The 20,643-nt window shown below is 73.2% G+C and carries 18 protein-coding genes; 6 read left to right on the forward strand and 12 right to left on the reverse strand.

Annotation, left to right across the window (positions count from 1 at the left end; translation table 11 throughout):
* Positions 1–32: 32 nt before the first annotated feature.
* From era to ACIBBF_RS05035, 5 genes are all read right to left on the reverse strand, one after another.
* A complete protein-coding gene (gene era / locus ACIBBF_RS05015) occupies positions 33–1,001 on the reverse strand; it encodes a GTPase Era (protein ID WP_397411128.1) in 969 nt (322 codons plus the stop codon).
* Positions 998–2,392 carry a hemolysin family protein gene (locus ACIBBF_RS05020; protein WP_397411130.1) on the reverse strand — a complete coding sequence of 465 codons (1,395 nt, stop codon included), beginning with the start codon at positions 2,390–2,392 and terminating at the stop codon, positions 998–1,000. The genes era and ACIBBF_RS05020 overlap by 4 nt, the downstream gene beginning before the upstream one ends.
* Positions 2,389–2,841, reverse strand: a complete 453-nt coding sequence (gene ybeY, locus ACIBBF_RS05025; protein ID WP_397411132.1) for an rRNA maturation RNase YbeY — start codon at positions 2,839–2,841, stop codon at positions 2,389–2,391. The genes ACIBBF_RS05020 and ybeY overlap by 4 nt, the downstream gene beginning before the upstream one ends.
* Complete coding sequence (locus ACIBBF_RS05030; protein ID WP_397411134.1) at positions 2,838–3,893, reverse strand: PhoH family protein; 1,056 nt, start codon at positions 3,891–3,893, stop codon at positions 2,838–2,840. The genes ybeY and ACIBBF_RS05030 overlap by 4 nt, the downstream gene beginning before the upstream one ends.
* 118 nt (positions 3,894–4,011) lie before the next feature.
* A complete protein-coding gene (locus tag ACIBBF_RS05035) occupies positions 4,012–4,362 on the reverse strand; it encodes a histidine triad nucleotide-binding protein (protein ID WP_397411136.1) in 351 nt (116 codons plus the stop codon).
* Between the two features lie 246 nt (positions 4,363–4,608).
* Between ACIBBF_RS05035 and ACIBBF_RS05040 the strand changes: the two genes are divergently transcribed.
* Together ACIBBF_RS05040 and ACIBBF_RS05045 are read left to right on the forward strand one after the other, a co-directional pair.
* Positions 4,609–6,123, forward strand: coding sequence for a helix-hairpin-helix domain-containing protein (locus tag ACIBBF_RS05040; protein ID WP_397411138.1), 1,515 nt, complete (start codon positions 4,609–4,611; stop codon positions 6,121–6,123).
* On the forward strand, positions 6,120–7,007 hold the full coding sequence (locus tag ACIBBF_RS05045; RefSeq protein WP_397411140.1) for an OmpA family protein: 888 nt from the start codon (positions 6,120–6,122) through the stop codon (positions 7,005–7,007). The genes ACIBBF_RS05040 and ACIBBF_RS05045 overlap by 4 nt, the downstream gene beginning before the upstream one ends.
* A gap of 49 nt (positions 7,008–7,056) precedes the next feature.
* Here ACIBBF_RS05045 and ACIBBF_RS05050 read toward each other — a convergent pair whose 3' ends face one another.
* The 3 genes from ACIBBF_RS05050 to hrcA are packed head-to-tail and all read right to left on the reverse strand — an operon-like array spanning position 7,057 to position 10,014.
* Entirely contained in the window at positions 7,057–7,824 is a 768-nt protein-coding gene (locus ACIBBF_RS05050; protein WP_397411142.1) for a 16S rRNA (uracil(1498)-N(3))-methyltransferase, read from the reverse strand.
* A gap of 10 nt (positions 7,825–7,834) precedes the next feature.
* On the reverse strand, positions 7,835–8,956 hold the full coding sequence (gene dnaJ / locus ACIBBF_RS05055) for a molecular chaperone DnaJ (RefSeq protein WP_397411144.1): 1,122 nt from the start codon (positions 8,954–8,956) through the stop codon (positions 7,835–7,837).
* Between the two features lie 38 nt (positions 8,957–8,994).
* Positions 8,995–10,014 (reverse strand): heat-inducible transcriptional repressor HrcA, encoded by a 1,020-nt coding sequence (hrcA, locus tag ACIBBF_RS05060; protein ID WP_397411146.1) that lies wholly within the window; start codon positions 10,012–10,014, stop codon positions 8,995–8,997.
* Between the two features lie 548 nt (positions 10,015–10,562).
* Here hrcA and ACIBBF_RS05065 point away from each other — a divergent pair.
* The 4 genes from ACIBBF_RS05065 to ACIBBF_RS05080 all read left to right on the forward strand — a co-directional run bounded on the left by ACIBBF_RS05065 (position 10,563) and on the right by ACIBBF_RS05080 (position 15,186).
* A complete protein-coding gene (locus ACIBBF_RS05065; RefSeq protein WP_397411148.1) occupies positions 10,563–10,748 on the forward strand; it encodes a hypothetical protein in 186 nt (61 codons plus the stop codon).
* A gap of 112 nt (positions 10,749–10,860) precedes the next feature.
* Positions 10,861–13,725 carry an ATP-binding protein gene (locus ACIBBF_RS05070; RefSeq protein ID WP_397411150.1) on the forward strand — a complete coding sequence of 955 codons (2,865 nt, stop codon included), beginning with the start codon at positions 10,861–10,863 and terminating at the stop codon, positions 13,723–13,725.
* 81 nt (positions 13,726–13,806) lie between these two features.
* The gene (locus ACIBBF_RS05075; RefSeq protein ID WP_397411152.1) at positions 13,807–14,670 is read left to right on the forward strand and encodes a DUF3097 domain-containing protein; all 864 of its coding nucleotides are present in this window, start codon (positions 13,807–13,809) and stop codon (positions 14,668–14,670) included.
* A 24-nt stretch (positions 14,671–14,694) separates the two neighbouring features.
* Positions 14,695–15,186, forward strand: a complete 492-nt coding sequence (locus ACIBBF_RS05080) for a DUF4870 domain-containing protein (RefSeq protein WP_397411154.1) — start codon at positions 14,695–14,697, stop codon at positions 15,184–15,186.
* Positions 15,187–15,261: 75 nt separating this feature from the next.
* Here ACIBBF_RS05080 and ACIBBF_RS05085 read toward each other — a convergent pair whose 3' ends face one another.
* The 4 genes from ACIBBF_RS05085 to lepA all read right to left on the reverse strand — a co-directional run bounded on the left by ACIBBF_RS05085 (position 15,262) and on the right by lepA (position 20,531).
* Positions 15,262–16,176 (reverse strand): hypothetical protein, encoded by a 915-nt coding sequence (locus ACIBBF_RS05085; protein ID WP_397411156.1) that lies wholly within the window; start codon positions 16,174–16,176, stop codon positions 15,262–15,264.
* Between the two features lie 91 nt (positions 16,177–16,267).
* On the reverse strand, positions 16,268–17,287 hold the full coding sequence (locus tag ACIBBF_RS05090; RefSeq protein WP_397411158.1) for a hypothetical protein: 1,020 nt from the start codon (positions 17,285–17,287) through the stop codon (positions 16,268–16,270).
* Positions 17,288–17,402: 115 nt separating this feature from the next.
* Positions 17,403–18,668 carry a radical SAM family heme chaperone HemW gene (gene hemW, locus ACIBBF_RS05095; RefSeq protein WP_397411160.1) on the reverse strand — a complete coding sequence of 422 codons (1,266 nt, stop codon included), beginning with the start codon at positions 18,666–18,668 and terminating at the stop codon, positions 17,403–17,405.
* Positions 18,669–20,531: a translation elongation factor 4 gene (lepA, locus tag ACIBBF_RS05100; protein ID WP_397411162.1), complete on the reverse strand. Its 1,863-nt coding sequence runs from the start codon at positions 20,529–20,531 to the stop codon at positions 18,669–18,671.
* Positions 20,532–20,643: the final 112 nt, after the last annotated feature.

Raw genomic sequence — 20,643 nt, forward strand, 5'->3', positions numbered from 1 at the left:
GATATCCGGGCTCCCGGGGGTGTCTGCCGAGGTCAGAACCCGAGGCGTCGCAGCTGTTTCGGGTCGCGCTGCCAGTCCTTGGCGACCTTCACGTGCAGGTCCAGGTAGACCCGCTGGCCCAGCAGCCGCTCGATACCCTGGCGTGCCTCGGTGCCCACCTGCCGCAGCCGCGAACCGCCGCGCCCGATGATGATGGCCTTCTGCGAGTCGCGCTCGACGAACAGGTTGACGCGCACGTCCAGGAGCGCCGGCCGGCCCTTGTCCGGGTCGCCCGAGCCCTCGCGCTCCACGATCTCCTCGACGACCACCGCGAGCGAGTGCGGCAGCTCGTCGCGCACGCCCTCCAGGGCAGCCTCGCGCACGAGCTCGGCCACCATGACGGCCTCGGGCTCGTCGGTCAGCTCCCCGCCCGGGTACAGCTCGGGGCCCTCGGGCAGGTGGGAGACGAGCACCGACTCGAGCTCGTCGACCTGGTAGCCGTCCTTCGCGGACACGGGCACGATGTCGTCCCACTCACGGTCCACGGACCGTGCGAGCTGGTCGACGGCGACGAGGTGCTCCATGAGCTCGGCCCGGGGCACCAGGTCGGCCTTCGTGACGACGGCGACGACGGGTACCCGGCGCCGCCCCACCATGAGCTCGGCGAGCTGTGCCGCGATGTACCGGTCGCCGGGGCCCACCTTCTGGTCCGCGGGCAGGCAGAACGCGATGACGTCCACCTCGGACAGCGTGTCGCGCACGAGGTCGTTGAGCCGCTCGCCCAGCAGGGTGCGCGGGCGGTGCAGGCCCGGGGTGTCCACGAGCACGAGCTGCGCGTCGGGGCGGTGCACGATGCCGCGGATGGTGTGCCGCGTGGTCTGCGGCCGCGCGGACATGATCGCGACCTTCTGCCCCACCAGCGCGTTCGTCAGGGTGGACTTGCCGGCGTTGGGCCGCCCCACCAGGCAGGCGAACCCACTGCGGTGCACAGCGGTCTGATGCGCGGGGCTCTGGTCGCTCACGAGGTCACTTCTCTCTTCTGGTCGTGCTTCTGATCACGGTGGTCGTGCTGGTCGAGACCACCGTTGCTGTCGTCCGGCTCGCCCACCGGTTCCGTGCGGTGCACCAGGAGGGTCGAGATCTGCTTGCGCCGGCCCTCGACCCGCTCGGCGGCCAGGTGGACGCCGCCCACCTCGGCCGAGGACCCGGCCAGCGGCACCTTGCCCAGCGCCTTGGCGAGCAGGCCGCCCGCGGTGTCCACGTCGTCGTCGTCCAGGCGCAGGTCGAACAGGTCGCCGAGCTCGTCGACCGGCAGGCGGGCCGGCACCCGGTACGTGCCGTTGCCGAGGTCCTCGACCTCCTGGACCGGCACGGTGTCGTGCTCGTCGGTGAGCTCACCGACGACCTCCTCCAGGAGGTCCTCGATGGTCACCAGGCCGGCGACGCCGCCGTACTCGTCGACGACGAGCGCGATGTGGCTGGCCGAGGCCTGCATCTCGCGCAGCAGGTCGTCGATCGGCTTGGACTCGGGCACGAACACCGCGTCGCGCGCGACGTCGGCCGCGGGACGCCGGGACGGCTCCGGCGCTGCGCCGCCGTCGCCCACGGGCCAGTGCACCGCGGCCACCACGTCCTTGAGGTAGGCGACACCGACGACGTCGTCCACCGACTCACCGATCACCGGCACCCGCGAGAAGCCGGACCGGAGGAACAGGCGCAGCACCCGGTCGAGCGAGGTGTCCGCCGTGACGGTGACCATGTCGGTGCGGGGCACCATGACCTCGCGCGTGATGGTGCCGCCGAGCTCGATCACGGAGCGCAGCAGCTCCCGGTCCGACTCCTCGAACGCGCTGCTCTCCCCCACCCGGTCGGCGATGTCGCGCAGCTCGGCGTCCGTGGGGGGCGACGGGTCGTGCCGCGGCACCGACAGCCGGGTCAGCCACGCGACGGCCCGGGAGACGCCGGTCAGCGGGCCCACGAGGGCGACCAGCACGGCGACCGGCCAGCGGAAGCCGAGCGCACGGGGCGACACCCGCACGAAGATCACGCCGATGACGGCGCCGACCACGAGCGCGATGAGCATGACGGGCAGCTCGTTCGGCACCCCCTGACCGGGGATCGCCTGCTGCACCAGCAGCGTCCCGGCCGCGATGGCCACGACCTCCGACATGACGCGCACGAGCGCGAAGGAGGCCACGATCGCCGTCGGGTCCACCACCAGGGCCTGGGCCCGCCGGATCCGCGCGGCGCGGTCCGGGTCGGGCGTCGGCCCGAGCTCCGCCTCGGCCAGCGCCTCCGTCAGGGAGGCGCGCGTGACGCGCAGCAGGGCGGCCTCACCGGCCGAGAGCATGCCGGCCAGCGAGAGGCCGACCAGCACGACGACGGTCAGGAGCAGGACGAGCACGCCGGTCACCGGGTGGCGAGGAAGGTCAGGAGAAGCTTGCGCTGGAGCGTGAACATCTCCTTCTCCTCCTCCGGCTCGGCGTGGTCGTAGCCGAGCAGATGGAGGATGCCGTGCGTGGTCAGGAGCAGCAGCTCCTCGGTGGTGGAGTGGCCGGCGGCCTTGGCCTGGGTGACCGCGACCTCGGGGCACAGCACGATGTCGCCGAGGGTGCCGGCCGGGGTGACCTCGCCGTCCCGGCCAGGACGCAGCTCGTCCATCGGGAAGGACAGGACGTCCGTGGGGCCGGGCTCGTCCATCCACTGCACGTGCAGGTCGGACATGACGGTGGTGTCGACGAAGATGATCGACAGCTCCGACTGCGGGTGCACCCGCATGGCGTCGAGCACGAACCGGCCGAGCGCGGCGAACTCCGCCTCGTCGACCTCGAACCCCGACTCGTTGTTGACCTCGATGCTCACCGGCGCTGCCTCTTGTTGCTCCCCGGACGGTGGTCCTGCGGCTGGCGGCCGGGGCGCTGCCCGCCCGCGACGACGTCCCACCGCGCGTACGCGTCGATGATGTCGCTGACCAGCCGGTGCCGCACCACGTCGGAGGACGTGAGGCGGCAGAACTCGACGTCGTCCACGCCCAGCAGGATGTCCTCGACGACGCGCAGCCCCGACTGGGTGCCGCCCGGCAGGTCGACCTGCGTGGCGTCCCCGGTGATCACCATCTTGGAGCCGAAGCCCAGGCGGGTCAGGAACATCTTCATCTGCTCGGTCGAGGTGTTCTGCGCCTCGTCGAGCACGATGAACGAGTCGTTGAGCGATCGGCCGCGCATGTAGGCCAGCGGCGCCACCTCGATGGTGCCGGCCTCGATGAGCTTGGGCACCTGCTCGGGGTCGACCATGTCGTGCAGCGCGTCGTACAGCGGGCGCAGGTACGGGTCGATCTTCTCCGACAGGGACCCGGGCAGGAACCCGAGCCGCTCCCCCGCCTCGACGGCGGGACGCGTGAGGATGATCCGGTTGATCTGCTTGGCCTGCAGCGCCTGGACGGCCTTGGCCATGGCGAGGTAGGTCTTGCCGGTACCCGCGGGGCCGATGCCGAACGTGATGGTGTTGGAGTCGATGGCGTCGACGTACGCCTTCTGGCCCACCGTCTTCGGCCGGATGGTGCGGCCCCGGTTGGACAGGATGTTGAACGTGAGGACCTCGGCAGGCCGCGACGCGGACGCGTCGCTCAGCATCGCCACCGAGCGCTTCACGACCTCGGGGGTGAGCTGCGTGCCCGCCTCGACGACCTCGATCAGCTCGTCGAGCAGCTGGGTGACCAGGGCGACGTCGCCCGCCGGTCCGTTCACCGCTATCTCGTTGCCACGTGCGTGGACGTCGACGCCGGGGAAGCCCTCCTCGACGGCCCGCAGCACCGAGTCCCGGCTCCCGAGGAGCGCGACCGTCGGGATGTGGGCCGGGACGACGATCTTGTGCTCGATCCGGGTCTGTGACTGTGTGCTGGGCGTAGTGGTCATGAGCCGGCCCGCGGGGCCGATCCGCTCCTTCGTGCGGTAGGGATGACGACAGTCCTCATCCTATCGACCCGGCCGGGCTGCGCCACGGTCTTTCCACAGGCTTCGCCCCACCTGCCGGTCAGGCGAAGCCCGGCAGCTCCCCGCCGGCCAGCAGGTGGGCGTGCACGTGGAAGACCGTCTGCCCGGCCTTCGGTCCCGTGTTGAAGATCAGGCGGTACTGGCCGTCAGCCAGCTCGCTCGCGACACCGTCGGCCAGCGCGACCACGCCGGCCAGCCCCTCGGCGTCGGACGCCGCGAAGGCGGGCACGTCCGGGTAGTGCTCTCTCGGCACCACCAGCACGTGCACGGGCGCCTTGGGCGCGATGTCGCGGAAGGCGACGGCGGTGTCCGACGACGCCACGACGTCCGCCGGGATGTCCCCCGCCACGATCTTGCAGAAGAGGCAGTCGGGGCTGTCGGTGCTCGTCATGGTCGGCAGGCTACCGGCGGCCCCCGGGAGGCCGCGCCCGCAGGCGTCCCCCGGGCCGTCCGGCAGCCGTAGCCACGATTTTCCATACCGTTACATGGCTGGAAATGCCTGGGTGAAGAGGATGTGGGAGAGTTTGCCGCGTTCGATGGAGATTGGCGCAATGCGACCCATTTCGCCTGGGTCGGTCACGCCGGGTCGCGTCGTCGTCCGCACACCACACACCGCAGTAGTCACCTGGAGGTACGCGTGGGTTGGTTCATCGCCCAATCGCTCGCATTCATCGTCATCGCGGGTCTGATCGGTCTCGCGATCGGCATCTGGATCGGCTGGATCGTCTGGGGCCGTCGCGCCAAGGGCAAGCACACCGCCGAGAAGGCCGAGGCCGCGCGTACCGCGAAGGCCACGGCGGAGGAGACGGAGGCCACGGGCACCGCGGCCGACAGCCCGGACGCAGCCGGCTCGGACGACGCGAGCCCGGTCAGTACGACCGAGACCGACCCCGAGACCGTGCGTGCGCTCGCGGTCGCTGCGACGACCGACGAGACGCCGGACGCCGGGACGAGCGCCGCCGGCGCCTCGGCCGCGGACGACGCCAACCGCCTGGACGGCGCGGACCACCCCGGCGCCGAGAACAGCGAGACCAGGGGCGACGGCACCGGGGACGCCGACATCGAGGACGGCTCCGCCGGGGCCGACGTCGTGGCCGCGGCCGAGGCCGTGGCGCGCGAGGCTGCCGAGGCCGCCGCCGCTGCCGCCGCGGAGGCCCCGGCCGCTGCCGCGGAGGCTCCGGCCGTCGCCGAGGACGCACCCGGGACCGCAGCCCCGCAGGACGACCTGCGCCGGATCGAGGGCATCGGTCCCAAGATCGCTGCCGCGCTCGCCGCCGCCGGCTACGGGACGTACGCGAGGATCGCGGGCGCCACCGAGGACGAGCTGCGCGAGGCCGTCGCGAGCCAGGGCATCAAGTTCGCCCCGTCGGCCAGCACGTGGGCCGACCAGGCGCAGTACCTGGTCGACGGCGACGAGGACGGCCTGCAGGAGTACCAGGACTACCTCGTCGGCGGCCAGGAACGCCGCGCCAAGTTCAACGAGAACGTCGACTACGCCGACGTCGACGAGATCGAGGGCACCGAGGCCAAGGCCGCCGCCCTCGCCCAGGACGAGGCCGAGACGGCCGCCGCCGAGGCGGCAGCGGAGCAGACCACGCCGGAGCCCTCGCCGGAGCCCTCGTCCGAGCCCGAGCCCGAGCCCGAGCCCGAGCCGCAGGATCTCCGGCGCATCGAGGGCATCGGCCCGAAGATCGAGGCGGTCCTCAAGGCCGCCGGGTACACCACGTACGCCAAGATCGCCGGAGCGAGCGAGACCGAGCTGCGCGAGGCCCTCGCCACCGGCGGGATCACGTTCGCGCCCGCCGCGACGAGCTGGGCGGACCAGGCGCAGTACCTGGTCGACGGCGACGAGGACGGCCTGCAGGAGTACCAGGACTACCTCGTCGGCGGCCAGGAACGCCGCGCCAAGTTCAACGAGAACGTCGACTACGCCGACGTCGACGAGATCGAGGGCACCGAGGCCAAGGCCGCCGCCCTCGCCCAGGACGAGGCCGAGACCGCGGCGGCGGAGGCCGGGTCTGAGGAGGCCGGGTCCGAGGATGCCGGGTCTGGGGCCGGGTCTGAGGAGACCGGGCCTACGAAGGCCGGGTCGAAGGCGACGGCCGCCGCCGAGGACGACGCCGAGCCCACGCAGTCCGGGGCGAAGGCATGAACCTGCGGACGGTCCTCCCGCCTGTCGTGGTGGTCGTCCTCGGGTTCGGTGCGCTCTCGGGCGTCCAGAACACGGGGTTCCGCGAGCAGATCGAGGCCACGCTGACCGAGAGCGCCGAGGAGGCGCTCGCGGCGGCGGGGCGCTCCGACGTGACGGTCGAGCTCACGGGCCGGGACGCGGAGGTCACGGCCGCGACCGCCGTGGACGCGCTGGTGGCGGCCGAGATCGTCGGCGACGTGACCGGCGTCCGCACGGCGGCGGCGTACGGCCCGGAGGGCCTGGTGCCTCCGGGTTCCGGGACGACGCAGGCGCACGTGGCGGGCGAGGACGAGGAGACCGGGGAGGCTCAGGCCGAGCCGACGGCGTCACCCGAGGCGACCGAGGCGACGTCCGACGACGGCACCGACGAGACCACGGACGACGAGAGCGACGACGAGACCAGCACGGACGACAGCACGGACGAGAGCACAGACGAGAGCACCGACGACGAGACCGCCCAGCCCGACCGCGAGCCCACCCGCAAGGAGCGGGAACGGGCGCAGGAGGACCTCGTCGAGATCCCGAGCATCACGTTCGTCACGGACAGCGCGCGCCTCACCAAGGACGGCCGCCGCGTGGTGCGGGAGGCCGCCGAGGTGCTGGAGGAGCACCCCGAGGTCGAGGTGCGCATCGAGGGGCACACCGACTCGGTGGGCACCGAGGCGCACAACCAGCGGCTCAGCGAGCGGCGCGCGCAGGCGGTGCTGGACCGGCTCGTGGAGCTGGGCGTCGACGCGGACCGGCTGACGTCGAAGGGTTACGGCGAGTCCGACCCGCTGGTGGTCCCGAGAACGTTCGCGGACCTGGAGCAGAACCGCCGCGTGGAGTTCGTCGTCACCCGCTGACGCACCGGGCGCCGAGGCCCGGCGGCACAGCCACCGGGCCTCGGCGCCGTCAGGCCCAGCGGCCCAGGCGAGTGCTCAGCAGGGCTATCGCGACCGGGCCTGCCGTCGACGTGCGCAGCACGTGCGGGCCCAGGCGGGCCGTGACCGCCCCGGCCTCGGTGAGCTGTGCGACCTCGGCCTCCGAGATGCCGCCCTCGGGGCCGACCACCACGAGCAGCTCCCCGGCGTCGGGCAGGGGCACCGCCGCCAGCGCCGTGGTGGCCTCCTCGTGCAGCACGAGCACCGCGCCGCCCGCCGCCACGACCTCCCGCGCCCGGGCCGCGAGCTGCTTGGTGCTGAGCGCGGCGGCGACGTCGGGGATGCGCGACCGGCGCGCCTGCTTGGTCGCGGCACGCACGGTGCTGACCCAGCGGGCCCGGGACTTCGCGGCCCGGTCCCCGCGCCACACGACGACGGACCGCTCGGCCTGCCAGGGCACGATCGCGTCGGCCCCCGTCTCGGTGGCGGCCTCGATCGCCATCTCGTCACGGTCCCCCTTGGCGAGGGCCTGCACCAGCGTGACGACGACGGCGGGCGCCGGCTCGACGTCGACGTCCTCGACCCGGAGGTGCACCTGCGCGCCGTCCACGGACTCGACGACGGTGCGCAGGCGCACCCCGGCGCCGTCGACCACGTCGATCCGCTCGCCCGGGCCGCGCCGCTGGACCACGCCGGCGTGCCTGCCCTCCGCGCCGTCGAGCACGTAGACCGAGCCGGCGGCGTACCCCGACAGCGGGTGCGCGACGGACGCCTCCGCGAGAAAGACCGGTGCGCTCATGGGCCGGCGGTCAGCGGCCGCTGAGCTTGTCGCGCAGGCGTGAGAACACGCCACCGTGCACCGTCGCGAGCCGCGGCTCGGGCCGCTCCTCGCCACGCAGCGTCGCGAGCTGCTGGAGCAGCGCCGTCTGCTCCTCGTCCAGGCCCGTGGGCACGTGGACCTCGATGTGCACGTTGAGGTCTCCGCGCCCGGTGGAGTGCAGGTGCCCCACGCCGAGGCCCTTGAGCGTCACCACCTGGCCCGGCTGCGTGCCCGGGCGCAGGTCGATCTCCTGGAGCCCGTCCAGGGTGTCCAGCTCGAGCACGGTGCCGAGCGCGGCCGCCGTCATCGGCACCTGGAGGGTGCAGTGCAGCTCGTCGCCGCGGCGCACGAACGTGTCGTGCGCCCGCTCGCGGATCTCGACGTACAGGTCGCCGGCGGGGCCGCCGCCCGGGCCCACCTCGCCCTGCGCGGAGAGCTTGATGCGGGTGCCGGTGTCCACGCCGGCGGGCACGTTCACGGCGATGGTGCGGCGCGAGCGCACGCGCCCCTCGCCGGCGCAGTCGGTGCAGGGCTCGGGGATGACGGTGCCGAAGCCGCCGCACGCGGAGCACGGCTGGTTGGTCATGACCTGGCCGAGGAACGAGCGCGCCACGCGCTGCACCGAACCGCGGCCGTGGCAGACGTCGCAGGTGCGGGCATGCGTACCCGGCCGCGCGCCGTCGCCGCCACAGGTGTTGCACACCACGGCGGTGTCCACCTGGATCTCGCGCTTGGCGCCGAAGACGGCCTCGCCGAGCTCGATGTCGAGCCGGACCAGCGCGTCGTTGCCGCGGCGGGCGCGCGGGACCGGCCCCGAGGGCTGCCCGCCGCCGAAGAACGTCTCGAAGATGTCCTGGAAGCCGAACCCGGCCCCGAACCCGCCGCCGGCGCCCCCACCGGGAGCGGTCGGGTCCACGCCCATGTCGTACTGCTGGCGCTTGTCCGGGTTGGAGAGCACCTCGTAGGCGCGCGCGACGTCCTTGAACCGGTCCTCGCCCGCCTCGCCCGCCACGTCCGGGTGCAGCTCGCGGGCCAGCTTGCGGTATGCCTTCTTGATCTGCTCGGGCGAGGCGTCGCGCGGGACACCGAGGATCTCGTAGTAGTCGGTCACAGGTCTCTCTTTGTGAGGAGGTTTGTGGAAGGGGTGTGTCAGCCGGGCAGCACTCGCGACAGGTAGCGCGCGACGGCGCGCACCGCGGCGATGGTGCCCGGGTAGTCCATGCGGGTGGGGCCGATCGAGCTCAGGATCGCGACGCTGTCGCCGTCGGACGAGCCGTAGCCGGACGTGACCACGGAGGTCTCCGACAGTCCGGCGAGCCGGTTCTCGTGGCCGATGCTGACGGCCACGCCGGCCTCGTCGGACATGTCGGTGAGGAGACCGAGCAGGACGACCTGCTCCTCGAGCGCCTCGAGCACGGGGCGCAGGCCCTGCTCGAACCGCATGCCGGAACGCGCCAGGTTCGCCTGGCCCGTGAGCACGATGCGTTCCTCGCTCTCCTCGGCGAGCGCCGCCGTGACGACCTCGGCCACCGCGGTGGCCAGCGCCCGGTGCTCGTCCGGCATCGCCTCGGTGAGCCGCGCGAAGGCGCTGCCGATCTCCGTGAGGCGGTGGCCGGCGGCCGCGGCGTTGAAGCGGGCGCGCAGCTCGCCGAGCGTCCCGTCGTCCAGGGTGACCGGCACGTCGAGGAAACGCTGCTCCACCCGCCCCGTGTCGGTGATGACGACCACGAGGAGGCGCCCCTCGGCCGTGGGCACGAGCTCCAGGTGCCGCAGCCCGGACCGGCGCAGCGACGGGTACTGCACGACGGCGACGTGCCCCGTGAGCTGGGCGATGAGCCGCCCGGCGCGCGCCACGACGTCGTCCAGGTCGACCGCCTCGGACAGGAAGGTCTCGATGGCACGCTTCTGCGGCTGGGTCAGCGGCCGCACCTCGGCGAGCTGGTCCACGAAGAGGCGGTAGCCCTTGTCGGTCGGGATGCGCCCGGCCGACGTGTGCGGCTGCGCGATGAGCCCGGCCTCCTCCAGGGCGGCCATGTCGTTGCGCACCGTCGCCGGGGAGACGCCGAGCTTGTGCCGCTCGGTGAGGATGCGCGAACCGACGGGCTCCCGTGTGCGGACATAGTCCTCCACGATCGCCCGCAGGACATCGAGCCTGCGTTCCTCGCTCATCGCGCTCACCTCCGTCCAGTAGAACGTCCAGGACCTGCACCCGGGTTCCTGCCCGCTCTCCAGCACTCTCAACGACCGAGTGCCAATCCTACGCGGCATGCGCCAGCGGCCAAGTCCCCGACCCGCTGTCGGCTCTCCGCGTACACAGTGCCCGCACACTCCGGCGCGCGAACGGCGGGAGCGCAAGGGCTCCCTCGTTCGGTCATCTGCAACACTCTCGCCCGCAAGATCGGTCGGTTGCCCCGAGATCGGTCGGTCAACCGACCGATCTCGGGGCAACCGACCGATCATCCCCGTGCGCTCGGCGCAACCGACCGAAGTTCCGGCAGCTGCGGGTGCGCGGATCCGCTCAGGTGCGCAGCACGCCCCTGAGGCTGCTCGGGCGCAGGGCGCTGCCCACCGTCTAGGGCGATGCCTTAGGCACCACCGACCCGTCCGCGGGAACCGGCAGCGAAGATGCGGCGACCACCCGATCCGCGGGCACCACCTCAGCGACGAGTCTGGAACCACTGCCGGCGCGGGGCCGGCAGGGACCAGGAGGCACCACCATGTTCGGCTTTTCCGAGTACACCGACTACCGCCGCCACGAGCAGGACGTCGACCGCCGCGCCGAGCAGGCCCGGGTCGCCCGCGAGCAGCGGGACGCCGCCCGCCGCCAGGACGCCGAGCGGCGCGCCGCCGAGCGGACCGCACGCGCCGGCCGCCGCGGTCCGGCCCGCGCCCGGGTCGCCTGACCCGGCCCGGCCCGGGCCGGGGCGACGGGTGAGCCCACCCATGACGGCAGACCCCACCAGGACGGCGACCAGCGCCGGCCGGACCACCGGACCGGCATGGGACGATGAGCCCATGCCGGTCCCTCGCGCGCGCCTGGTGGGCCGAGCCCGCGAGCTCGGCACGCTCACCGCCGCACTCGACGACGTCCGCGGCGGCGCCGGCCGCACCGTCGTGATCGCCGGCGAGGCGGGCATCGGCAAGACCCGCCTGCTCGACGAGCTCGCCGCGCGCGCCGACGGCGTCACCCTCCTCACCGGGCAGTGCGCCGACGAGGGATCCGGCCCCCTGCCCTACGCGGCCCTCGCCGGCCTGCTGCACGCCCTCGTCCGGACCCAGGGCCCCGAGGCCGTCGTGGCCGCGGCCGGGCCGGCGGCCGGCGCCCTGTCCCCGGTGGCGCCCCAGCTCGTCGCCCCCGGCTCCGGCGCCGGAGCCGACCGCCTCCCCGAGGTCCTCACGAACCTGCTCGCCGGGCTCGCCGCCGAACGCCCCGTCGTCGTGGTCATGGAGGACCTGCACTGGTCCGACGACGTCACCCGCGCCGTCGCCCTGCGCCTCGCCCGGACCGCACCGCCCGGCCTGCTCCTGCTGCTCACCTACCGCAGCGACGACGTCGGACGCGCGCACCCCCTGCGCACCGTCATGGCCGAGCTCGACCGGGCCCGCCTCACGACCCGTCTCGACCTGCCCCGCCTGGGCGAGCCCGAGATCCGCGAGATGGCCCAGGACCTGCTCGACGCCGGCCTCGACACCACCTCGATCGCCGACCTGGCGGACCGCAGCGAGGGCGTCCCCTTCTACGTCGAGGAGCTGGTCGGCTTCCTCGGCACCGACCTGCCCGACTCCCTGCGCGACATCCTGCTGCTGCGCTACTGGAACCTGAGCCGCGCAGCCCAGGCGCTGTGCCGCGTGGTCGCGGCCGCCGGACCCCGCGTCTGGTACGACGTGCTCGACGACGTCCTGGCGGACCCCTCGACGGCATCCGGACCACGCGTCGTCCCGGACGGCGCCGAGCCCGAGGAAGCGGTCCGCGAGGCGGTCGAGGCACAGGTGCTGGTGGTCACCGACGTCGGGTACGCGTTCCGGCACGCGCTGGTCCAGGAGGCCGTGTACGCCGAGCTGCTGCCCGGCGAGCGGCGCCGGCTGCACGCCGCCTACGCCCGGGCGCTGGAGCAGGCCCTGGTCCGGCGCGCCCGCTCGGTCGCGAAGCTGTCCCGCATCGCCGACCACTGGTGGCGCGCCGGGATGCTCGACAGGGCGCTCGCCGCGGCCGTCGAGGGCCACCGGGCCGCGGTGGACGGCGCGGCGTCGTCCACCGCGGTCGCCCTGGGCGAGCGCGCCCTGGAGCTCTGGGACCAGGTGCCCGACGCCGAGGCCGTGGCCGGCCTGCCGCGTCACGAGCTGCTCCGCACGGTCGCCGAGTCGCTGCGCGGGGCCACCCGGACCACCCGGGCCCTGGCCGTGGCGCACGAGGCGGTCGACGAGTGGCCCGCCGACGACCCGGCGGGGCTGGCCCGCATGCTCTCCGACGCGGCGCTCATCGCGGGCCACGCCGGCTCGGACGAGGGGCCCGAGCTGGTCGAACGGGCCCTGGCCCTCGTCGAACCGGGCCGGGACGACGCGGTGCGCGGGCTGCTCCTGATGCTGCGGGCGCGCCGCGAGATGCTCGTCGGCCGCCCCCGGGCGGCGATCGAGGCCGCGACGGCCGCCTACGACGCCGGCCGTGCGATCGGCAGCGCCGAGGTCGTGTCCGTCGCGCTGAACCTGCGGGGCGTGAGCCGGGTGCAGCTCGGCGACCCCGGCGGCCACGCCGAGATCGAGGCCGGCCGCGAGGCGGCCGGGGACATCTGGCACGGCCTGAGCCGGTACTACGTCAACGGGTCGGACGCCTGGCTCGTCGTGGGCGACTGGGCCCGGGCGGCCGCGATCGCCGAGGAGGGGATGAGCGCCGCCCGCCGGTACGGCTCGTCCGACTCGACCCGGATCATGATCGAGGGGAACCTCGCCGAGGCGCAGATCGGGCGCGGCGACTGGGCCGAGGCCGCCGCCTGGTACGAGCGCATCGTCCCGCCGATCCACGACAGCGTGTACTCCGTCTACCTCAGCGAGCGCCGGGTCTGGCTCATGACGTGGCAGGGACGCGTGGAGCAGGCCCAGGCCGAGGCGCGCCGCCGGGCCACGAGCTGGGAGCGCTTCGGGCACCTGGAGGAGCAGATCAGGTCACGCACCAGCGGGACGCTGGCGGAGCTCGCGCTGCTGCGCGACGAGCCGGCCGAGGCCCTGGAGCGCATGTCGGTCGTGGTGGCCCCGGACCACGTGCGTCTGCCGGCCTACGACCTGCCGCAGCTCGCCGTGGCCGCGCAGGCGATCGCCCGCCTGCGCGCGGCCGGGCAGGACGTGGACGACGCCCCCTACCGCGCCGCCCGTGACGAGTGCGCGCACTGGCCGACGTTCCCGCTGTGGTCGGCGCTGTTCGAGGCGGAGCTCGGCACCGGCCCGTGGACCGCTGTCGCCGACCTGCCGAGCCCCGGGCCCGTGCACCTGCGCGCCTACGCGCTGTGCCGCGAGGGCGCGCGGCTGCTGGAGGACGGGGACCGGGGCGGTGCCCGGTCGACGCTGGGGTCGGCCGTCGCGGAGGCGGAGAAGATCGGGGCGGGGCTGATCGTCCGGCGGGCGCAGGGCCTGCTGGACCGGGCGGGGCTGACCGGCCCGGCCGAGGAGCGCACCGCGCCTGCCGAGGGGCCGGGCACCGGCCTCGGCGCGCTCACCGCACGCGAGCAGCAGGTCCTGGACCTGGTGGCCGAGGGCCTGACCAACGCCCAGATCGCCGGGCGGCTGTTCATCTCGGCCAAGACGGCCTCGGTCCACGTCTCGGCGATCCTGCGCAAGCTGTCCGTGGCGACACGCACGGAGGCCGCCCTCCTGGCCCGCCGTCGGTGAGTGCCGGGCGTTCGTCCCGATGACACTCCGAACGGCGCGAACGTCCAGCACTCGGCCGGGGGGCCGATCTACGCTCACCTCGTGTCCGACGAACGGTATGGGTCCGATGTGCTGTCTCCCCAGTTCCCCGGTGCGCAGCGGGGGCGGCGGCCCACGTCGCAGCCGACGCCCGCGGAGATCGGGCTCGTGGTCGAGGAGGTCCAGACCGGCTGGGTCGGCGCCGTCGTCCGGGTCGAGAAGTCGGGCGGCATGCACGTGGTGGTCCTGGAGGACCGCCGGGGTCGCACCCGCACCTTCCCGCTCGGCCCGGGGTTCTGGGTGGAGGGCAAGCCGGTGGTGCTGACCGCGCCCGTCGTGCAGCGCGCGCCCGCGAAGCCCGCGCGCACCGCCTCCGGGTCGGTGGCCGTGCACGGTGCACGCGCCCGCGTGGCGCGGGGCAGCCGCATCTGGGTCGAGGGCAGGCACGACGCCGAGCTGGTGGAGAAGGTCTGGGGTGACGACCTGCGCATCGAGGGCGTGGTCGTCGAGATGCTCGACGGCGTGGACCACCTCGCCGAGCGGCTCGCCGAGTTCGGGCCCGACGCCGACCGCAAGGTCGGCGTGCTCGTGGACCACCTGGTGCCGGGGTCGAAGGAGCAGCGGCTGGCGGACGAGGCCCTGCGGGGCGTCCCCGCCGGGACGGTGCTGGTGCTCGGTCACCCGTACGTCGACGTGTGGCAGGCGGTGCGCGCGCAGCGGCTCGGGCTGGAGCGCTGGCCGGTGATCGAGCGCGGCACGGAGTGGAAGCTCGGCATCCTGCGCTCCCTCGGCTGGCCCGCCGCGACGCAGGCCGACGTCGCCCGGGGCTGGCAGCGCATCCTCGGCACGGTGCGGGACTACCGGGACCTTGACCCGGCCCTGCTCGGACGAGTCGAAGAACTTATCGATTTCGTGACCACCTCGTAAGCCGCAGCCTCTACGGTGGTGGCCATGTCCGAGAACTCACAGCAGCCGCAGCCGCCCCAGCAGCCCGGCCAGCCGTCTCAGCCGCAGCCGGGCCCCGCCTACGGGACACCGCAGCCCGGCTCCTCCCCGTACCAGGGTCAGCCCCAGCCCGGCCCCGCCTACGGCAACGGTCCGTACCAGCCGCAGCCGCTCACGCCGTCGGACGAGCGCATGTGGGCCGTCTTCGCCCAGGTGGGCCCGTTCCTCATCACCTTCATCGCGCCGCTCGTGATCTGGCTCGTGCTCAAGGACCGGAGCCGGTTCGTGGAGCAGGAGGCGAAGGAGTCGCTGAACTTCCAGATCACCGTGATCATCGCGCACATCGCGGCCGCGATCATCTCCGCCGTCACCTTCGGGATCGGCGCGATCGTCTATCTCGCGTTCATCGCCGTGGTGGTGTTCCAGATCCTGGCGGCCGTCGCGAACGGCCGTGGTGAGCCGTACCGCTACCCGGTGAACATCCGCTTCATCAAGTGAGCCTGCGACGACGCCCCCTGCCACCGGGCGGACCGGTGGCAGGGGGCGTCGTCGTCCCGGGCGGAGCGCCTGGCGTCAGGCCGCGACGGGGCCGCCGGTCAGGCGGCGGAACGCGAAGGCGAGCGCCAGGGTCGACAGCGGGACGGTGACCAACAGGCCGAGGAGGCACGGGATCAGGCCCAGGATGTTGATGCCGAGGAGCGCGAGCTCCAGCAGGAACACGGCCCCGAAGTTCTTGCCCACCAGGCGGAACGAGCCGGTGAAGGCCTCCCACGCGTTGAGGTTGCGGTCCACCACGTTGTGGTAGGTGAACACGCTGAAGATCGCCACCGCGATGAGCCCGATTCCGCACAGCACGGCGCCGACGATGCTCGCCGCAAACAGCAGGAGCGCCGCGAGGATGATCATCCCGTAGCTGTTCACCTTGAAGAGCGTGCCCCAGGTGGCCTTCTCGCCACCCGCCTCACGCAGCGCAGCGTTGATGCCGAGGGCGCTGAGCACGGCGGTGATCAGGGAACCGATGAGCTGGAGCAGCGAGCTGCCCGTGGACACGCCTGCCGCGGCCGAGGTGCTGATGTCACCGCGCATCGCCGCCTCGTTGATCTCCTGGTAGTCCCCGAACGAGCCGGAGCTGAAGACCAGGCCGATGACGAACGTGAGCAGCGTGAAGAGCACCCAGAACAGCCAGTTGCCGGTGAACCGGCGCCAGCCGAAGCTCAGGGCCTCCCCCACGGAGAACGGGCCGGACGGCTGCGTCCCGTAGGTTCCGCCCGGACCGCCGTACGCGGGCGGCTGGGTCGGGCCGCCGTAGGCCGGGGGCTGCGTGGGCCCGGCCGGGGGCTGCTGCGCGGGGCCGTCGTACGGCGAGGGCGAGGCACCTGCGGGCGGGGGCGTGGCGCCGCCCGACGGCGGCTGGGCGGGGCCGCCCTCGGGCGGGGTCGGGCCGCCCGGCTGGGGCTCGTACGGGTTCTGCGGCGTGTTCTCGGTCATAGGGGCTCCCCTTGGTGGTCAGTGATCCGCCCCCACCTTCACCCTTTCTCCGCAACACCGCACGCGGAACTACCGAGTTGTTATCCGTGCGTCAGGGGTGCACGCCCTCTCCGGTCCACCGCTGGACGAGGTAGGCCCCTACCAGGAGCATCGCGGGTGCCACGACGACCAGCCCGAGCCCGCACGTGACGACCGACGCGACGCCCAGGCCGGCGAAGATCGCGTACACCCCGAGCGTGGCCGGCAGGTGCGCCAGCACGAGCCCGATGCCGCCGCCCAGCGCCCTGCCGAACCCAGCCCTCTTGAGCAGCAGGAAGGGAACCGGCAGCAGGAGCAGGGTGAACACGACCTGCACGAGCCAGCCCACCATCGGCACGGCGGTGCTGACGAAGCCGAGCGCGCCGGTGATCACCGCGTACCCCAGCAGACCGCCGAAGCCGCGCAGCAGGAAGAAGTCGCGGACCCGGACACGGCGGTTCCGCGTCGCGGCCAGGGCACCGGCGTACAGGAGCGCCTGGAGCAGGAAGCACACCGCCGTACCCGCGGCGGCGAGCCCCTTGGCGGTGATCGTCCGGCCCGCCGCCTGCGCGGCGTCGACGGCCGCCGGGTCGGTCGCGTTCAGGATGCCGTCCAGGGCGGACGGGCTGAACACGAGCACGACGGCGCCCTGCGCCACGCCCAGCAGCAGGCTCATCAGCACCCAGGTGCCCCAGCTCGCGCCGAACGCGCTCCACGCCCACCGCCACGCCCGGCCGACCGTCGGCGGTTCCTCGACGAGCCCGTGCGCCGGCTCCGGGTCGGGGACGGCGGAGTACTGCGGGAGGCCCTGCTGACCAGGTACCCGGCCGGGCTGCTGCCCCGGTTGCTGCGCCGGCGGCTGCTCCGGTGGCCATGCCTGCTGGCCGGGCTGCGCCGGAGGCTGCCGGGGCTGGTAGTCGGGCCGCCCGTACGGGTTGGCGGGGCGGCCGTACGGATCGCGCGGACCGTACGGGTCGAACGGTTCGGGCTGCCGGGGCTGCTGTCCGTACGGGTCTCGCGCGTACCGGTCTCGCGAGTACGGATCCTGCGAGTACGGGTCCTGCGGGTTCCAGCCACCGTCGGTGTTGCTCATGCGCGTGCCCCTCGCCAGGCGGCCGGGCCGCCCCCTCACCCTGTGAACGGGCACAAGGTAGCGACGGTTTCGCCTACCGCGCAAACAAACCACCGGCGACGCCGCGGCCGGGCTCTCAGGACGTCAGGTCACGCACCACGGCGTCCGCCAGCAGGCGCCCGCGGCGGGTCAGGACGGCCCGCGGCCCGCCGTCCCCGGCGCCGAGGGCGGCACGCCCGTCGAGCAGCCCGCGGGCCACGAGACCGGCCACCGCCGTGCGCCCCGACGGGGTCAGCACACCGAGGTCGAGGCCCTCGCGCAGCCGCACGCCCAGCATGACCCGTTCCAGGTGCGCCTCGCCGCGCGTGAGCAGCTCACGCCCCGCGCCCGGGCTCTGCCCGGCCTCCAGCCGCGTGGCGTAGGCGCGCGGGTGCTTCACGTTCCACCAGCGGACGCCGGCCTCCTGCGCCGCGTCCGGACCGGACACGTAGCTGTGCGCGCCCGGCCCCACGCCCCACCAGTCGTCGCCGCGCCAGTAGCCGATGTTGTGCCGGCACTCGTGGCCCGGACGGGACCAGTTCGACACCTCGTACCAGCGCAGGCCCGCAGCGGTCAGCAGGTCGTCGGCGAGCTCGTACTTCGCCGCCTGGTCGTCCTCGTCGGGCAGCGTCACCTCGCCGCGCCGCACCTGGGCAGCCATCTTGGTGCCCGGTTCCACCACCAGGGCGTACGCGGACACGTGGTCCACCCCGGTGGCCAGCGCCGCCTCCACGCTCGCGCGCCAGTCGGCCAGCGACTCCCCCGGCGTGCCGTAGATCAGGTCCAGCGACACGTCCAGCCCGGCGTCCCGCGCCCAGCGCACGACGTCGGGGATGCGCGCCGGGTCGTGGGTGCGCTCCAGCGTCGCCAGCACGTGCGGCACCACCGACTGCATGCCGAACGAGACGCGCGTGAACCCGGCGTCGGCCAGCACCCGCAGCGACTCGGGCGTGACCGAGTCCGGGTTGGCCTCGGTGGTCACCTCCGCGCCGTCGGCGAGCCCCCAGGCGTCGCGGACGCCGTCGAGCACCCGGGCGAGGTCCGTGGCGGGCAGCATCGTAGGCGTGCCGCCGCCGAAGAAGACGGTGGACACCGCGCCGGGCGTACGCCCGGCGTCGGCCAGCACGCGGCGGGCGAGCGAGACCTCGCGCAGCGCCGTCGTGGCGTACGCGGCCTGGTTGGCGCCGCCACCCAGCTCGGCCGCCGTGTAGGTGTTGAAGTCGCAGTACCCGCACCGGACGGTGCAGAACGGGACGTGCACGTACACACCGAACGGCCGGCCGGCGTCCGGGGACGACGGGCGCACCCAGTCGGGCAGCGCGCCGTCGTCCGGGACGGGGACGCCCGGAGGAAGAGCAGGCACCTACTTCTTCTTGTCCTTGGGCGCCGAGTCGGAGGAGAGCGCGGCGATGAAGGCGTCCTTCGGAACCTCGACCGAGCCGATGTTCTTCATGCGCTTCTTGCCCTCCTTCTGCTTCTCCAGCAGCTTGCGCTTACGGCTGATGTCACCGCCGTAGCACTTGGCGAGCACGTCCTTGCGCATGGCGCGGATGGTCTCGCGGGCGATCACACGGGCGCCGATCGCGGCCTGGATCGGCACCTCGAACTGCTGCCTCGGGATGATCTCCTTGAGCTTGCCGGTCATCAGCACGCCGTAGTCGTACGCCTTCTCGCGGTGCACGATGGCACTGAACGCGTCCACCTGCTCGCCCTGCAGCAGGATGTCCACCTTGACGAGGTCGGCACTCTGCTCGCCGCTGGGCTCGTAGTCCAGCGAGGCGTATCCGCGGGTGCGGGACTTGAGCTGGTCGAAGAAGTCGAAGACGATCTCGGCCAGGGGCAGCGTGTAGCGCAGCTCCACGCGGTCCTCGGACAGGTAGTCCATACCGAGCTGCACGCCGCGCCGCTCGTTGCACAGGCCCATGACCGTGCCCACGAACTCGCTCGGCATCAGGATGGTCGCCTTGACGACCGGCTCCCGGACCTCCTTGATCTTGCCGCCCGGGAACTCGCTCGGGTTGGTGACCTTGACCTCGGTGCCGTCCTCCAGCGTCACGTCGTAGACGACGTTCGGGGCCGTCGAGATGAGGTCGAGGTTGAACTCGCGCTCCAGGCGCTCGCGCACGATCTCCAGGTGCAGCAGGCCGAGGAACCCGACGCGGAACCCGAAGCCGAGCGCCACCGACGTCTCCGGCTCGTAGTTCAGCGCGGCGTCGTTGAGCTTGAGCTTGTCCAGCGCGTCGCGCAGGTCGGGGTAGTCCGAGCCGTCCACCGGGTAGAGGCCGGAGAACACCATGGGCTTGGGGTCGCTGTACCCGCCGAGCGCCTCGGTGGCGGGCTTCGCCTGGTTGGTGACCGTGTCGCCGACCTTGGACTGGCGCACGTCCTTCACGCCCGTGATGAGGTAGCCGACCTCGCCCACGCCGAGCCCCTTGGTGGGGTTGGGCTCGGGCGAGATGACGCCGATCTCCAGCAGCTCGTGGCTGGCCTTGGTGGACATCATGGTGATGCGCTCGCGCGGGTTCAGGTTGCCGTCCACGACGCGCACGTACGTGACCACACCGCGGTAGGTGTCGTACACCGAGTCGAAGATCATGGCTCGGGCCGGGGCGTCGGCGTCGCCCACCGGGGCCGGGACACGCTGGACGATCCGGTCGAGCAGGGCGTCGACGCCCTCGCCGGTCTTGCCGCTGACCTTGAGCACCTCGTCGGGGTCGCCGCCCACCAGGTTGGCGAGCTCCTCCGCGTACTTCTCGGGCTGGGCCGCGGGCAGGTCGATCTTGTTCAGGACCGGGATGATCTCCAGGTCGTTCTCCATGGCCAGGTAGAGGTTGGCCAGGGTCTGGGCCTCGATGCCCTGCGCCGCGTCCACCAGCAGCACCGCGCCCTCGCACGCCGCGAGCGACCGGGAGACCTCGTAGGTGAAGTCCACGTGGCCCGGGGTGTCGATCATGTTCAGGGCGTGCGGCGTGCCGTCGAGCTCCCAGGGCATGCGCACGGCCTGCGACTTGATCGTGATGCCGCGCTCGCGCTCGATGTCCATCCGGTCCAGGTACTGCGCGCGCATGGCGCGCGCCTCCACCACGCCGGTGAGCTGGAGCATGCGGTCGGCCAGGGTGGACTTGCCGTGGTCGATGTGCGCGATGATGCAGAAGTTGCGGATCAGCTCGGGCGCGGTGGCGTTCGGCTGGATGCGCGCCGCGAGCGTGGGACCGGGGATGGGCAAAGCGATCTCGCTCCGTCGTGGTGTGGTCGTAAGAGGGCCAGCCTCCATTCTCCCACGTCCCGTGCGAGCGGGGGACGTGCGTGCCTACGGTCGAGGGACAGCGACCCCGACC

The sequence above is a fragment of the Promicromonospora sp. NPDC050880 genome, from assembly GCF_044456525.1.
In the GTDB taxonomy this organism is placed as follows: domain Bacteria; phylum Actinomycetota; class Actinomycetes; order Actinomycetales; family Cellulomonadaceae; genus Promicromonospora.